Raw genomic sequence first — 14,427 nt, 5'->3', positions numbered from 1 at the left:
GAGTGCCTTCTGGAAGTTTCACCCTGGATTGAAACGGAACCAGAACGACGCCCACACGGCAGTGGCTTGAGCCGCGGCGCTACCGGGCCGATACCTGAGGAGTGGAACTCCCTGTCGCGCGGCGGTACCGAAAGGCGGGCATCGACCGTCTCTACGTGGGCTATCCCGACGGCGACGCCTTGGGATGGTGCGAGCTGGACTCCGGCCTTGTGCACGCCCAGGTGCCCGGCGCGGAGGCGCGTATCGAGGCCGCCGCCGATGCCTGGGCGAAGTCCGCGCCGGATGACGACCTCGCGAACCACGAGCCGGGCCGCAACCTCCGGGCGCTTACCGCGACGTGGGACGCGGAGATCGCGGCACTCCAGGAGGAGCGCACCCAGATCGACGCGATGATCGACGCGGCATACGAGCGCCGTGGGCGCTTCATGCGCGGACTGGCGGGCGAGCAACGCGTAGGAGCGCAGCTCAACCACCTCTACGAGGCTGGCTGGGGCATCCTGCACTCCCTGCCGCTTCCCATGGGAGGCGATCTCGACCACCTGCTGATAGGCCCGGGAGGGATCTGGACGGTCAACTCGAAGGCACACGAGTCGCAGAGCGTGTTTGTGAACGGCGATTACATGCGCATCGGACGCGTTCGGGTGGACCACGTCGCTCAGGCGCGGCGCGAGGCTGTCAGCGCACAGCGGGTGCTCTCCGCGCATGGGGTCACTGTGGATGTCCGCCCGATGGTGGTGCTGATTTTGCCGCCTTCGAGCACCATGACGGTGCGCAACTGGCCGGTTGACGTCCGCGTGGTGCCTCTGGAGAGGGCCGTGCCATACCTGCTCGGTCGAGAAGCTGTGTGGAGTCAAGCGGACATCAACCAGGCTTTCGCCGTGGCCCGCGTCGCCGGACACTGGCAGCAGTAGGTCGCCTCGCGACCCTCCGCGGCGGGCTAACGCGGAGGCGGAGGGCGTCCCGAACTGTCGGCACTCGCGCTGGCGCCCCCGACGGTTCGCAAAACGCCGGAAGTTTCCTATTGCGCTTGTTCGGTGCACGGCACTAGCATCCAGTTGGCCGCACAATGCAATGTGTGCCGCGGGCCTTGTGGCCCGATCAAACTAGGGGGAAAATTGAAGATCAGGACTCGTTTTGCTGCAGCCGCTATCGCGTTGCTGACCATTACATCTGTCGCCGCACCCGCTTCCGCAGCATGGGACTCGCGGCGTGGCGATCTCCACGGCGTGACGCTCAATGCGTACGTCTTCGTGGACTCGTTCCCCTCCAGCGGCGGATGCCGTGACATCCGGACTCACGCGAAGACAACCAAGAACGTGTCCAGGCTTCAGAACACGATCTCCTTCAGCCACCTGAACGTGGGTGTCAGCGCAGCGATGAAGGGCGCGGGCCTGTCGGTGTCGTATAGCGGGAGCATCCCCGAGTACTCCTGGCCCGTGAAGCGCAACGCAAATGCGGTCGCCGGCAGTCTGCGCCTGTGCAACAGCGACCGTTGGTACTACGTCCACTCCACGGGAATCGCGACCATCAACGGGTCGCCCTTGATCGTCCAGGCCAAGGCGCTGGCGCTGTAGCGAGCGTGATGGCGCGCGCCCGCTTAGGGGTGGTCATCGCCCTCGGTGCGGCCTTGGTCAGCGCTGGCTGCTCGCAGGTCGGGCAGGAAGAGACCGCAGTTGCGGCCGCGCAGGATGACCTCCTCGCCTATCTCGAGTCTGCGACCGGTGAAGACGGGCTAGTGCTGGACGCGGCTCCCGCGTCTACCAGGACTCCTGACATCTTCGCCACAGCGTGGGTGTCACAGATGGCACGTGATCTCGGCGAGGAGGTCGGCTCGCTGGATGCTACCGAACTGATGTCTGATGATGAGGCGATGCGTGCGATGGCCGCGGTGCCCGCGGACTGGCGCGCGTGGGCCTGGTTTGTGCTTGCGGATGCCGAACAAGGTGCATCGACCGCGGTGCTCGAGGAGGCGGCAACCGCAATGGCGGAGGCGCGGTCGCAAGAGGTTCACGACACTGAGGAAGCAAGCGTACGACTGTGGGTCGAGAATCTTGCGATGAGGTCCGGTGCGGCCAGCATGACTGAGCCGGAGCTACGCGACGCCGTGCTGCGCGAACTCTCGACCGAGGGCATCAGCATCACCGCGGCGCAACGCCTCGTCGCCGTCTGTGACCAGAATGGATGGTCGTGCCCCGAGGTAGCAGTCAGCTGGGAGCAAGGCGCCGTCGAGGACATCGCGGGAGCTCTCGACCTCGCTGCAGCGGCAGAGCTCGCGTCCTCCGGGTGGTCCATGGGCGGGTTCGACTGTCGCGAGGCCGGCGACAACGCTCAACAGGTATTGGAGCAATTGGACACTTCCGACTACCTGCTCGCATCTCGCATGACGAAGGTGCTTGTCGCGTGTGATGGAGATTTGGAGGAAGCCTACGAATATCTTCAGGCGCGAGCAGAAGAATGGTCGGGCGACGCGCCCACGTTGATTCAATATGTGCCCGAGGTCGGCTCGTTGACCGCGACCTACGCTGCCCGGTCGGTCTTGCGTGAGAGGTTCGCTCAGTTCAGTGCTGAGAGCGGAGCGGCCGAGGTGGCTGCGGCCGCTCTCGAGAGCACTGATCTCGACCCCTACGCTCAATTGCTCGCCGTAGCGATCTTGACGCCCTATGAGGCGCAGCCGCGGGCTGACCACAGGGCACGTCTCGAGGCTGTCGCCGCGTCGATGGCGAACACCCGGGTCGCCGCTGAGGAGGTGGCACGAGTGGCCAATCAGCTCTTGGTGCTGAATGAGCTCGGTGTGGACGTACCCGGCGTCTCAATGGAGTTGCCGCCTGTCGAAGGGGACACGGAGCGCGATGCGCTGGAAGTGCTGCGTGTCGCCTCCCTAGGTCTCATCTCGAACGGTGACGAGGCACTCGCGGCGTATGCGGACTACCTCGGCAATCTGCCATCAGTGGTGCTCGAAGACGGCCCTGCATCACCCTTGTTCGCGCTGCGACTACGGGTCTTGGACAGCGCCGGTGAAGAGATGGACGACGAGTGGACGAGCCGTCTGCAAGACCGGATCGACGAGATGCCACGGTGCACAGACTCCGAGTACCTGGTGGGGGTCAGTGAGTCTGACTTCGAGGGTTGTGACATCGCCGGCACGGCCCTGATCCTCGAGTCAGAGCTCGGGCTCCGTGCGTTCGAGCATGAAGCGGGTCAGGGCGACGTCGGGTAGACGAACTCGTATGTCCGGCCGCTGGCGCACGAGAGTGGTGGCGTGCGGGAAGCCGTCTCGCGCTACGCTGGCCCCATGAGCACGAGCGAGCAGTCCGCAGGCATCACGCCGCGCGCCGCCGTGCGCCGGGAGTCGGTCGCGCCGGTGCGCACCGCACCTTCGCTGTTTATCTAGGCCCAGGGAGAACCCCTGGGCCGCCCCGCGCTGGGCACGCACCCCAGTGGTCGATTCTCGCTCACCTAGGCCCTTAGGCGAGCGAGTTGGGCCCAACTCGCGCACTAAGCGAGGGAGGGGAGCGGCCCCGCGACCGCGCCATCTGCGCCGGTAGACTTCCCTCCGACCCCGAACCCCCTGGATTGGCACTCATGACTGACCTGTCACCCCTCGACAGCGAGGCTGTCGAAGCGGCCGTGGCCGATGCCCTCGCAGACATCACCCTCGCCTCCACCCTGGATGAGCTCAAGGAGGCCCGCCTCGCCCACACCGGCGACAAGGCGCCGCTGACGCTCGCGAACAAGCGCATCGGCGGGCTGGACCCCGCGGACAAGGCTCAGGCCGGCAAGACCATGGGCAAGGCCCGCGGCCAGCTCAACCAGGCGATCGCCGCGCGCCAGGAGGTGCTGGAGCAGGAGCGCGACGCGCGCGTGCTCGTCGAGGAGACTGTCGACGTCACCCTCCCGGTGAACCGTCACCTCCAAGGCGCCCGCCACCCGCTGGAGACGATGCAGGAGCTCATGTGCGACAACTTCGTCGCCATGGGCTGGGAGGTGGCCGAGGGGCCGGAGATGGAGGCGGAGTGGTTCAACTTCGACGCCCTCAACTTCGACCCCGACCACCCGGCGCGCGAGATGCAGGACACGTTCTTTATCCAGCCGCCCAACGCGGGCATCGTGCTGCGCACCCACACGTCGCCCGTCCAGGTCCGCGCCGCCCTTGAGCGCCGCGAGGCCCTCGAGACTGAGGGTCGCGGCATCTACGTGGTGTGCCCCGGCAAGACCTTCCGCACCGACGAGCTCGACGCTACGCACACGCCTGTGTTCCACCAGATCGAGGGTCTCGCGGTCGACAAGGGCCTCACGATGGCCCACCTCAAGGGCACGCTCGATGCCTTCGCGCGCAGCCTGTTCGGCCCGGACGCCGTCACCCGCCTGCGTCCCAGCTTCTTCCCCTTCACCGAGCCGAGCGCGGAGATGGACCTGCGCTGCTTCGTGTGCAACGGCGAGGACAGCGGCTGCCGCACGTGCTCGGGCACCGGCTGGATCGAGTGGGGCGGGTGCGGCATGACGCATCCGAACGTCCTCAAGGCCGCCGGGATCGACCCGGAGAAGTACACGGCGTTCGCGTTCGGCATGGGCATCGAGCGGACCCTGATGTTCCGCCACGGTGTGAAGGACATGCGTGACATGGTCGAGGGAGACGTGCACTTCTCCCAGCAGTTCGGGATGGAGTTGTAATGCCCAAGATTCCGCTTCAGTGGCTCGCGGAGTCCGTGGACCTGGTCGACGGCCACACCGCCGTCGACGTCGCCGCCGCGCTCGCGAAGGTCGGCCTGGAAGAAGAAGGCATCGAGGGCGGCGGCGTCACCGGTCCGCTCGTCATCGGCCGGGTCATCAGCCTCGTCAAGGAGACCGCGTCCAACGGCAAGACGGTCAACTACTGCCGCGTCGACGTGGGCGAGCACAACGACGCTGCTGAGTCTGACGGCATGGTCCGCGGCCACAAGCCCGACAACAACGAGACCTTCCCACCCTCCAAGGGCATCGTCTGCGGCGCGCACAACTTCCACGAGGGCGACTGGGTGGTGTGCATCCTGCCCGGCGGCGTGCTGCCCGGGAACTTCGCCATCGGCGGCCGCAAGACGTACGGCCACTGGTCGGACGGCATGATCTGCTCGGCGAAGGAGCTCGCCCTGGGCGAGGACCACGACGGCATCATCGTGCTCGCCTCCCCGTCAGGCGCGTCTGACGTGACCTTCCCCGGCCTGGTGAGCGAGAGCGACCTGGTGCCCGGCGCATCGGCGATCCCCCTGCTGGGACTCGACGAGGAGACGCTGGAGATCAACGTCACCCCCGACCGGGGCTACAGCTTCTCGGTGCGCGGCGTCGCGCGCGAGTACAGCCACAGCACGGGGCAGCCGTTCCGCGACCCCGCCGCCATCCGGGTGACGGGCGCACGGACGGCCGATGCGCTGGCTGAGGGCGTCTTCGAGGTCGCCATCGAGGACGACGCACCCATTCGCGGGAACGGCGGCTGCGACCGGTTCGCGGCCAGGGTTCTTCGCGGCTTCAACCCGGCCGCCGAGTCGCCGGCCTGGATGAAGCGTCGGCTTGACCAGGCGGGCATGCGCCCCATCTCGCTCGCGGTGGACGTCACCAACTACGTGATGCTCGAACTGGGCCACCCGCTGCACGCGTACGACCTGGACAAGGTCGTCGAGCCCATCGTCGTGCGCCGCGCCGTCAAGGGCGAGGTGCTCAAGACCCTCGACGACGTCGACCGGATCCTGAGCACCGAGGACCTGATGGTGACGGACTCGGCTGGAGGGCGCGGTGCGCGGCCCATCGGCATGGGCGGCGTCATGGGCGGCGCCGAGACCGAGGTCTCCGCGTCGACCGTCGACGTGCTGCTCGAGGCGGCACACTGGGACCCGATCACGATCGCGCGCACGTCGCGCCGTCACCGTCTGGGCTCGGAGGCCTCGCGGCGGTATGAGCGCGGCGTGGACACGCAGCTCGCGCCCGTGGCGATCGAGCGCGCGCTGACGCTGATGCAGGAGTTCGGCGGGGGAGAGATCGACGATCTCTGGCTCGACATCGACAACACCGTCGCGCCCACGGCCATCGCGATGGACGTGGCGTACCCGAGCCAGATCGTGGGCGTCGAGTACACCCCCGACGAGGTCGTGGCGGCGCTCGAGCTGGTCGGCTGCACTGTTAATAGGGATGCCGAGTCGCTGCTCGTCACCCCGCCCACGTGGCGCCCCGACCTGGTCGACGCCATCAACCTGGTCGAGGAGGTTGCGCGCCTCGAGGGCTACGACGACCTCCCTTCGGTGCTGCCGGTGGCGCCTCCCGGGCGCGGCCTGACGCACTCGCAGAAGGTGCGCCGGTCCATCGCGCGCACGCTCGCCGAGTCCGGACTCACTGAGGTGCTGACCTATCCGTTCATGTCGGAGACCAGGCTCGACGAGCTGGGCGTTCCGGAGGTGGACGCGCGCCGCGACGTGGTGCGCCTGGCGAACCCGCTCAGCGCGGAGCAGCCGTTCATGCGCACGACCATGCTGGCGACGCTCGTGGACGCGGTGAAGGTCAACCTGGGCCGCGGCGAGCAGGACGTTGCGGTGTACGAGCTGGGCCGGGCGTACCAGGCCAAGCACATCGGCGTGCTGCCGACGGTGGACAGCACCGACGGCGGCATCCGGCCCGACGAGGTCGAGGCGCTCAACGAGGCCCTGCCGGGTCAGCCGCGCCGCGTCGCCGGCATCATGGCGGGCAACCGGGTGAGAGCTGGCTGGAACGGCCACGCGACGGCCTGGGATTGGGCCGATGCGCTCGCGGCCGTGGACCGCGTCGTCGCCGCCGCGGGTGGTTCCGTGGTCATCACGCAGGGTTCGCGGATGCCGTGGCACCCCGGGCGTGCGGCGACGTGTTGGCTTGAGTCGGGCGAGTTCGTGGCCCACGCGGGCGAGCTGCACCCCAAGGTGTGCGAGCGGTTCGGTCTGCCGGCGCGCTCGGTGGCGTTCGAGATCGTGCTCGATGATTTGATCGCGTCGACCGAGGGTGCGATTCGGGCGGCCGAGCCGGTGTCGCAGCAGGTGCTCGCGAAGGAGGACTTCGCGTTCGTCGTGTCTGACGATGTCGCTGCCGGTGACCTGGTGCGCGTGATCCGCAACGCGGGTGGCGACGTGGTCCAGGACGCACGGGTGTTCGACGTCTACACGGGCGAGCAGGTGGGCGAGGGCAACAAGTCGCTGGCCGTGAACGTCGTGATGCGCGCCGCCGACCACACGCTGTCCGCGGACGAGGTGCTCAATGTGCGCGAGGCGATCATCGCGGCTGCGGAGACGGATTTCGGGGCAGTACTGAGGTAGGTGATCCCAATGTCAGCACCAGGCTTGATTGAGCGCTATTGGACCGGTGTCGCGACCCAGCTCCAACTTGAGGTAAACAGTTTCTCGCGGCTCATCGAGCACCAAGGCGAGAAGGGCCGTGCGAATGAACTGGCGATGGCCCAGATGGTTGGCAGACTCTTGCCGTCCTCGCTGGCCGTCGGGTCGGGTGTGATCTTTGACCAATACGGGAAACAATCTCGGCAGATCGACCTGATCGTCTTCGACATGGCGTCTCGCCCGCAACTTCTAGCGCAGTCTTCTCAGATTCTGTTCCCAGTGGAGACCGTCCTCGCTGCGGTCGAAGTCAAGACGACCCTCGACGCTCAAGAGGCTCGTGACATCGGAGAGAAAGTCGAGTCGGTGAGGACTCTCGAGAGTTCTAGCGCGCTCCCTCCCGCGATTGGCGCCTTCGCCTATAGCGCTGCGGTGTCGCCAGCGACGGCGGCCGAACACCTGGCATCTCTGGAGGACAGTCGGCGCCCGGAATTCGCGTGCGTGCTTGACCCAGGAGTTGTCGGGGGCGTTGCTGCGGGAGACGCGCTCGCCGGACTGGTCCCTCTGCATGAGCTTGACGCCGAGGGCGAGCGCGTTCCCTACGCTTGGCAGCTGCCCGAGGCGCCTGCATTGACCAGGTTCAGTCGGAGTGGTGTCGACTACCCGGTGTCGCGACTCGACAAAGCATCAGCGGCTTTCACAGTCTTTGAGCCAGGACGGGCGCTGTTGCTCTTCGCCGACGCGTTGCTCTCCGAACTTGCTTCGCGCTCGGACACGCGGGTCGAATGGTTATCGGGCTACATCCCCTCGCGCGCGAGAGAAGTAGTCGCCGTCGCGCCTCGGACAGCGGACTCAGATCGTGACTAGGGCGGTCGCGAACTCGTCGGGACTGATGTGGTGGACACCTGCGGCTACGCACGCCGTCTCGAGCGAGCATCTTCCCGGAGGGTCGGTGTTTTCGCCGGTCACGACGATCACCGCGTTGCCTTCGGCGATGCGTTGAAGCGCTAGCGCGAGGACATGGACCTGCGGGTTCGGATCGAGGTCATTGGGATCCAGAAGCGCGCTGCAGGACCGGAGCACCTCGTCGATGAAGGTGTACGGGCTCCCGCCGCGAACCACGGAACTCCTCGAAGCGCGGAGCCAGGCCGTGACGTGGTGCTGTGGCAGGTGTTCCTGGAGTTGGGTCAGAGTGTCGCCCGTGATCTCAAGGTTCCCCGCCTCGGCCAAATCTGTGAGCAGGTTTTGGGTTTCAGCGCTCGACAGACGGGCAAGGGGAGTTGTACTTGTGAGTTCTGCGAGTGCGTACGCGTCGAGGATGTACAAGGTCACGCGGAAGCGCCTCTCGCGTGGTTGACGAGTTCCTTGTACTGGCTGTCGGTGACTCGTAGGCGGCGAAGTGCTTCAAGCTTCGAGATGCGCTTCGACTCAGCGAGGCTCTCGACTGCTTGCGTGACTGTAGCCCCAAACTCGTCGTACCTGCGCTGCTTCATCGGATAGCCGTTCGGGGAGAAGCCCGACTGCTCAGCGAGTTCACCATTGAACACGGCGTCTACTGCGGACTGGTCGGCGAGGCCGAGCTCGCGCAGCCTCAGCACCGTAACGTGCCAGCTCACATTGAAGTGGTTCGCCGTAAGGCGGACGGGGTCGAGATCGTCGGAAGAAATCCCGGACCACGTCTTAGTCGCCAGGTACTGTCTAAGACTCGACACAGGCAGCAGGAACGAGGTCGCCACTGAGTCGCACCACCGCTCGAGCGCGTTCGAAGGGGCCTCGCATAGCTGCTCGTCGTCGCGCATGAGGTGAGCTAGTTCGTGGATGAGCGTGAAGGATCTACCTGAAGAATGCTCGTAGTCCTTGTTAATGAATACGAGGGGCGCCACCGGATCGGGGAGTGAGAAGCCGCGGCAGTTCTCGGTACCCACGCTTCGCAAGAGCACCGTGATGCCACTCGCTTCGACGCTCCCGCGTAGGGCGCGGAACATTGCGGACTTGCTGGTTGCGCCGGTCTGTTCGCGTACAGTCCACCCGAGGTAGGAACGCAGGGCCTGAGCGGCTGTGTCTGCCGAAGGGTCGGGAACGGGCAGGTCGACAGCGTTCCCTGAAGACTCGCTCCACATTCGGACCAGACCCTGTACCGATCGTGCGCCACGAACTGCCGTTAACTCAAGGGCGAGGTCCTCGTCGCTACCCGCAGTCGCTGGTCGTCGGAAGCTGGCTGGAACCGGGTCTTCAGGCGGCGGCTCGGGCAGGAAGAAGAACATCCACGAGCGACCGGCGGCCTTTGCGATCTGTTGCAGTTGCCCCTTCGATGGTGCGTCCGACCCTAGCGTCCAGTCCAAGACCTGACTGGACTCAAGGCCGGCCCGAGCAGCGAACGCTGAAACGTTGAGGCCAGTATCCCGGATCACCCAGGACAGTACGTCGGGATTGACAGCCATCTTCGCCATGGTTCGATGCTAGTCGTGCGTTCTGACTCGGTCACTGGGGGACCGCGGCGTGCCCGCGTACTACACCGACACCTGGGTAGTTCAGTTGTAGCCGGCGGGGTCTGGCTCATTGAGTTGTGATGTCTGATCGGGCTCGAGCGAACTCTTCGCCGGTCGCATCTGCTGCGCTGACTCTTGGAGCTGATCTTGGATTGCCCGCCGGTCGTGGCGACAAGGGAAACTCCTTGAATGGGGACCCCGCCAGAAATTCCCGCAGGTTTCGTTGGGCCGTAGCCGCGGTTAGGACAATTGCGAGCCACGCACTTCTCGGTAGTTGGCGGCGCAGTCGTCAATTACCGCGGCCGTTGACGAGTTGGTGGACTCTCGAGCCCGGTGAATGCGGCTACGTGGCGACCCGGCGCGAGAGCCCAGTGCTTGGCCCGTAGGGTACATTCACGGCATCAGTGGAACTCCGGCGAGGAGCGGACGTGACGGCCAAGCGGTACTTCATTTCACATGCGACGCCTGACAAAGGCCTGGCAGAGTCGCTTCGAACGGCTCTTCATGGCGATGCTTGGGTCGACCTTCACGAACTCGATGTGGGCGACATGTTGCTTGAAGAGATCGTCGATGGCATCCAGGCGGCCAGTGACTTCGTATTGCTTTGGAGCGCGGCAGCCTCAGATTCGCGGTGGGTGCAGTACGAGTTCAACACCGCCTTCGCCAAGTACATTAACGACAACTCAGTTGCAATACGTATCTACCGGCTCGATGACACGGAGGTCCCGCTCAAGTTCCAGGCGTTCTTGTACGGAGACGGTACGAGTGGCGCGGATGCGATCGCAGCTTCACTCGGTGGCCACGAGGCGCGTGCACGGTCAAGACGGGCTTTCTTTGACCGCGCGGAGTCTGTCGGCGAAATCGAAGCTGCGGTCTACTCGCCTAATGTCAAGGTCATTGTCCTGGCGGGCGTAGCCGGAGTTGGCAAGCGGAGCCTCGCACGAGAGGCACTCACAAGATTGACCGCGGGGTCCGGCGCGGCGCTGGCGATCTCGGCCGGTCCGGGTGTGCGTGAGGTCGAGCTGGACTTGCTTCTCTCTCGTTCGCTACGAGTGCCCGCAGTGGACGAGGGTGCGAGTCCGGAGGCAGTGAACGAGCATCTCTTGGGCCTCGTGCGTGCTCATACTGGTAGTGGTGGCTTCTTGGTGTTGGAGGAGATTCAACACTGGTTACTCGAGTCGGGAGAGCCCGGTCCGCTTCTGACTACGCTTCTCGATGCGATCGCGATATCGGCCATGCCAGAGAACGCCGTCCTGATGACCTCGCGGCGCAGACCCCGTCTCGGCTCCGGGTATCCGCACGTGCGCGTCTCCTTCATCGATGGCCTACCGGCTCTGTTTGGGGTCCCACTGCTTCGGCATGCAGGCGCGCGCGGCGGAGACGAAGAGCTCGCGGAGGTTGTCGAGGCTCTACAGGGCCACCCATTGGCGCTCGAAGTCGTCGCCCCGAAACTCCCACTCGAAGCTTCGGCCCTTGTCGAACAACGCATCAAGATCGCTACCGACCTTGTGGATCCGGCTGCCCTGACGGTGGGTACCTGGCGTGCACTCGAAGCACTTGCACCGATTGACGGTCCTGTTCGTGCCGAAGTCCTCGCGGAGTGTGTGGGTGTGGCTAGTCAGGAAATGCAGCGCATCGTCGACGAAGCGATAGGACATGCACTTCTGACTTGGGGATCCGGGGGAACTCTTGCGCTACATCCCCTCATGCGGGACTACTTCTTGCGATCGATGAGGAAGGACCCGGCGCATCGACGCCGTCTTGACCACATGGCAAGCGTGGTCTACACGGAGTTCGAGCGGCTGGGGCCGGACAACGCGCTATACGTAACAACGATGGTTTCTTGCGTAAAGCTCCTCGGATTGGCTGGGCGTTTCGAAGAAGCAGTCGCTATCCGACGCGATCTTCGTGGAGTCCTCCTCGAGACTGCGACCGAGCTCTATCACGAGAAGCGCTACGGCGAGCTCCTGCCATATTTGGAAGAAGCGGTCACGGATCGCGACGAACTCGATTTGGAGGTGCTGCGCCTAAAGGCAAAGACGCTCGCGCATCTCAATCGCATCGACGACGCTCGGGCCTTGATCGCCAGCCTCATTCGGCGTTGGCCAACCCACGCGGGCGTGCTTCGGGACGCGGGTCGAGTTGAGCTCATCGCGCGAAACTGGGACGCAGCGATCTCGTACTTTCAGCGTGCGATCCCGTTTCGCCGCGATCCGGCCCAGCTCTGGTCTGACATCGCGCAAGCCCGGTCGCGCAAACAGGATTGGGCCGGTGCGGCCGAAGCCGCGCGCACGTCAATCGACCTTGGTGGGGACACACCCTGGACCCTGGCGACTTACTCTCAGGCTCTCGAGAACCAGGGGGAGTTCATGGAAGCCGAGGCGATGATTCAGAAGGCCGTCACTCGGGAACCGCTCAACCCTGGCTACCGTCATCGACTAGGCCGTATTGCGTTGCAGCTAGGCAAGTTCGACCGAGCAATTGCTGAGTTCCGACGAAGCACCGAGATCGACCCTAGTTTCCACGAGTCGTGGCTCTCGCTAGCAAGCGCGCTCGCAGACACCAGCGACCTCGATGGCGCCGAGGCTGCGGTGGAGAGGGCGCGTAGTCTGCCCGGGACCCCTCGCGCGATCGTCGGCAACCTCCGCGCAAAGGTCGCCCTCCAACGTGATCGCTTCGATGACGCAACTCGGTACATCGACGAGGCACTAAGTGACAGGCGAGACGTTCACAACCTGACGCTGGCAATCCGGATCGCCGTTGCACGAGGGGACCAAGGTTTGATCTCTGCGGGTCAGGCGGCGGCTCGCGTGCGCACCTTGGCACAAGAACTCGACACGATGGGGGAACTCGCAGCAGTGCTCGATCTCGCGGAATCCCATCCGGAGTACTTCGAGCACTAGCTGCCACATCGATCGGAACTCACGCACCGAATGCTGCCCGGCGAATTGCCCCGGGAACGAGCAGCCTTTCACCGACCCAGACTCAAACTGCGCTTGCAGGGCTCGTCCACGAATGGGTGGCGCCCGCTCTCATGCGGGGCATTGAGCCGTCCGAGGGGCGCGGGCACGGGAGTGCTGCCGAAACGCCTGCTATCCTGGAACTTATGCCCAGCCAGAACATCGGCTGGCACGCGTCGCAGATTGCTTCTCCTTCTCGCCAGCGCAACAGTCCACACACAGGGACGCCACAGCGCCAGGCTCGTAGAAATCCTCTCTTCGGCGAACGGACGCGGACACCTTCGCGCTTCGCCACCATCGCCGGTGCCCTGGTTGCCAAGACACCCCAGGGAGACTCACGCGCACAGACAGAGAAAGCGCGCGCATCGGCCCGTAGCCCGAAAGGCTCACCCACAAGCATGACGAACACCTTCGCCGAACTCGGCGTGCCCGCCAAGCTCACCGATGTCCTCGAGCGCGACGGCAAGATCGCTCCGTTCCCCATCCAGGCCGACACCCTGCCCGACACGCTCGCCGGCCGCGATGTGCTGGGCCGCGGCAAGACCGGCTCCGGCAAGACGCTCGCGCTCTCCCTGCCCGTCGCCGCACGCCCGGCCAACCGCAAGGGCCGCGCCTAGCTCGGCCACCCGCGCGCCCTCATCCTGGCGCCTACGCGCGAACTCGCGACGCGGATCGACGCCGTCATCTCGCCCGGCGCGGATTCCTAGCGCGAAGGACTCCACCCCGTCGCAAGCAGCGCGGCGACTGGCCCGAACAGAGGCTCGGGGAGCGCGTCCCGGTCGAACCAGCCCCACTCCGCGATCTTGTGAGGCTCGCGCGCCTCAGGTTCACCCTCGGCCTCGACGGCGACGTGCAGCGTCACGAAGTGCAGACCCGCGTCGGCGAAGACGTCGTCCGTCCAGGTGGTCGGCTCGACGGAGGTGGCCACCAGCCCGGTCTCCTCCTCGAGCTCGCGCGCCGCCGCATCGGCCGCCGCCTCGCCCGCGCGTCGACCTTACCGCCGGGGAAGGACCACTCGCCGTCGCCGTGAGCGCCGCGCCGCCGGCCCAGCAGCACCTTGCCGTCGCGCACAACGATCGCGCTGACGCCCACTAGCGGGCCGCGCGGCGGCAGGTCCAGCTCGCGCGATGCGGCCTCCGGGCCGTCCCGGTCGATCCACTTGTCCATCGCTAATGGTTCCCACGCGGCGAGCCGCTCCAGCAACACGGTGGCGGAGGTCTCGTGCAGCATCAGCCCGCGGTGCTCGGGCCGGATGAACCGCTCGCGTGTCGCGTGATCCGCCAGGCGGTTCAGGTCGTCGTAGAGGCTGGCGGCGGACAGCAGGCCCGCGGGCTTCTTGTGGAAGTCCAGCTGCGTCCACGTGGTGACCTCCAGCACCTCCTCGAAGGTGCCCAGGCCGCCAGGCAGCGCGATGAACGCATCGGACAGCTCCGCCATCATCGCCTTGCGCTCGTGCATGGTGGTCACCACGTGCAGCTCGGTGACTCCGCGGTGGCTGACCTCGCGGCGGTCCAGCGCATCCGGGATCACGCCGATCACCTCACCGCCGGCCTCCAATGCCGCGTCCGCGACCGCTCCCATGAGACCCACGCTGGCGCCGCCGAACACCACTCCAACACCTCGCGACGCCAGCAACGTTCCCAAGTCGCGGGCGGC

Annotated in this window: 11 protein-coding genes and 1 pseudogene; 8 read left to right on the top strand and 4 right to left on the bottom strand. The window is 65.8% G+C overall.

From position 1 onward, the window contains the following. The first annotated feature begins 101 nt into the window (after positions 1–101). From B7K22_RS10740 to B7K22_RS10715, 6 genes are all read left to right on the top strand, one after another. Positions 102–911 carry a nuclease-related domain-containing protein gene (locus B7K22_RS10740; RefSeq protein WP_084040236.1) on the top strand — a complete coding sequence of 270 codons (810 nt, stop codon included), beginning with the start codon at positions 102–104 and terminating at the stop codon, positions 909–911. A gap of 405 nt (positions 912–1,316) precedes the next feature. Further along, on the top strand, positions 1,317–1,574 hold the full coding sequence (locus tag B7K22_RS10735) for a hypothetical protein (RefSeq protein ID WP_144276396.1): 258 nt from the start codon (positions 1,317–1,319) through the stop codon (positions 1,572–1,574). Positions 1,575–1,603: 29 nt separating this feature from the next. Then, positions 1,604–3,217, top strand: a complete 1,614-nt coding sequence (locus tag B7K22_RS10730) for a hypothetical protein (RefSeq protein ID WP_159448851.1) — start codon at positions 1,604–1,606, stop codon at positions 3,215–3,217. Between the two features lie 365 nt (positions 3,218–3,582). Continuing rightward, the gene (gene pheS, locus B7K22_RS10725) at positions 3,583–4,671 is read left to right on the top strand and encodes a phenylalanine--tRNA ligase subunit alpha (protein ID WP_084040233.1); all 1,089 of its coding nucleotides are present in this window, start codon (positions 3,583–3,585) and stop codon (positions 4,669–4,671) included. Next, entirely contained in the window at positions 4,671–7,307 is a 2,637-nt protein-coding gene (gene pheT, locus B7K22_RS10720) for a phenylalanine--tRNA ligase subunit beta (RefSeq protein ID WP_084040232.1), read from the top strand. The genes pheS and pheT overlap by 1 nt, the downstream gene beginning before the upstream one ends. 9 nt (positions 7,308–7,316) lie before the next feature. Continuing rightward, positions 7,317–8,189 carry a DUF6602 domain-containing protein gene (locus B7K22_RS10715; protein WP_144276395.1) on the top strand — a complete coding sequence of 291 codons (873 nt, stop codon included), beginning with the start codon at positions 7,317–7,319 and terminating at the stop codon, positions 8,187–8,189. Here the strand turns inward: B7K22_RS10715 and B7K22_RS10710 are convergent. Both B7K22_RS10710 and B7K22_RS10705 read right to left on the bottom strand, forming a co-directional pair. Further along, positions 8,175–8,654 (bottom strand): hypothetical protein, encoded by a 480-nt coding sequence (locus B7K22_RS10710; RefSeq protein WP_084040230.1) that lies wholly within the window; start codon positions 8,652–8,654, stop codon positions 8,175–8,177. The genes B7K22_RS10715 and B7K22_RS10710 overlap by 15 nt on opposite strands. Beyond that, positions 8,651–9,772 (bottom strand): ImmA/IrrE family metallo-endopeptidase, encoded by a 1,122-nt coding sequence (locus B7K22_RS10705; RefSeq protein WP_084040229.1) that lies wholly within the window; start codon positions 9,770–9,772, stop codon positions 8,651–8,653. The genes B7K22_RS10710 and B7K22_RS10705 overlap by 4 nt, the downstream gene beginning before the upstream one ends. A 467-nt stretch (positions 9,773–10,239) precedes the next feature. On the opposite strand from B7K22_RS10705, the gene B7K22_RS10700 reads away from it, so the two are divergent. Next, positions 10,240–12,714 (top strand): toll/interleukin-1 receptor domain-containing protein, encoded by a 2,475-nt coding sequence (locus tag B7K22_RS10700; protein WP_159448850.1) that lies wholly within the window; start codon positions 10,240–10,242, stop codon positions 12,712–12,714. A gap of 455 nt (positions 12,715–13,169) precedes the next feature. Further along, positions 13,170–13,463: pseudogene (locus tag B7K22_RS10695) on the top strand (DEAD/DEAH box helicase); the annotation flags it as partial. Between the two features lie 11 nt (positions 13,464–13,474). Here the strand turns inward: B7K22_RS10695 and B7K22_RS12420 are convergent. Then, positions 13,475–13,699, bottom strand: a complete 225-nt coding sequence (locus B7K22_RS12420; protein WP_159448849.1) for a hypothetical protein — start codon at positions 13,697–13,699, stop codon at positions 13,475–13,477. Further along, complete coding sequence (locus B7K22_RS12375) at positions 13,630–14,415, bottom strand: TIGR00730 family Rossman fold protein (RefSeq protein WP_255372183.1); 786 nt, start codon at positions 14,413–14,415, stop codon at positions 13,630–13,632. Before B7K22_RS12375 ends, B7K22_RS12420 begins: the two co-directional genes overlap by 70 nt. Positions 14,416–14,427 lie beyond the last annotated feature (12 nt).

Origin of the sequence: Demequina sp. NBRC 110053 (assembly GCF_002090095.1) — a bacterium.
Classification (GTDB): domain Bacteria; phylum Actinomycetota; class Actinomycetes; order Actinomycetales; family Demequinaceae; genus Demequina.
Note: the sequence above shows the minus strand (reverse complement) of the source record. Positions and strands in the feature narration are given on the sequence as shown.

Coding starts and splice junctions, on each gene's coding strand:
- pheS (WP_084040233.1), top strand. CDS start 3,583: ATGACTGACCTGTCACCCCTCGACAGCGAGGCTGTCGAAGCGGCCGTG.
- pheT (WP_084040232.1), top strand. CDS start 4,671: ATGCCCAAGATTCCGCTTCAGTGGCTCGCGGAGTCCGTGGACCTGGTC.
- B7K22_RS10715 (WP_144276395.1), top strand. CDS start 7,317: ATGTCAGCACCAGGCTTGATTGAGCGCTATTGGACCGGTGTCGCGACC.
- B7K22_RS10705 (WP_084040229.1), bottom strand. CDS start 9,772: ATGGCGAAGATGGCTGTCAATCCCGACGTACTGTCCTGGGTGATCCGG.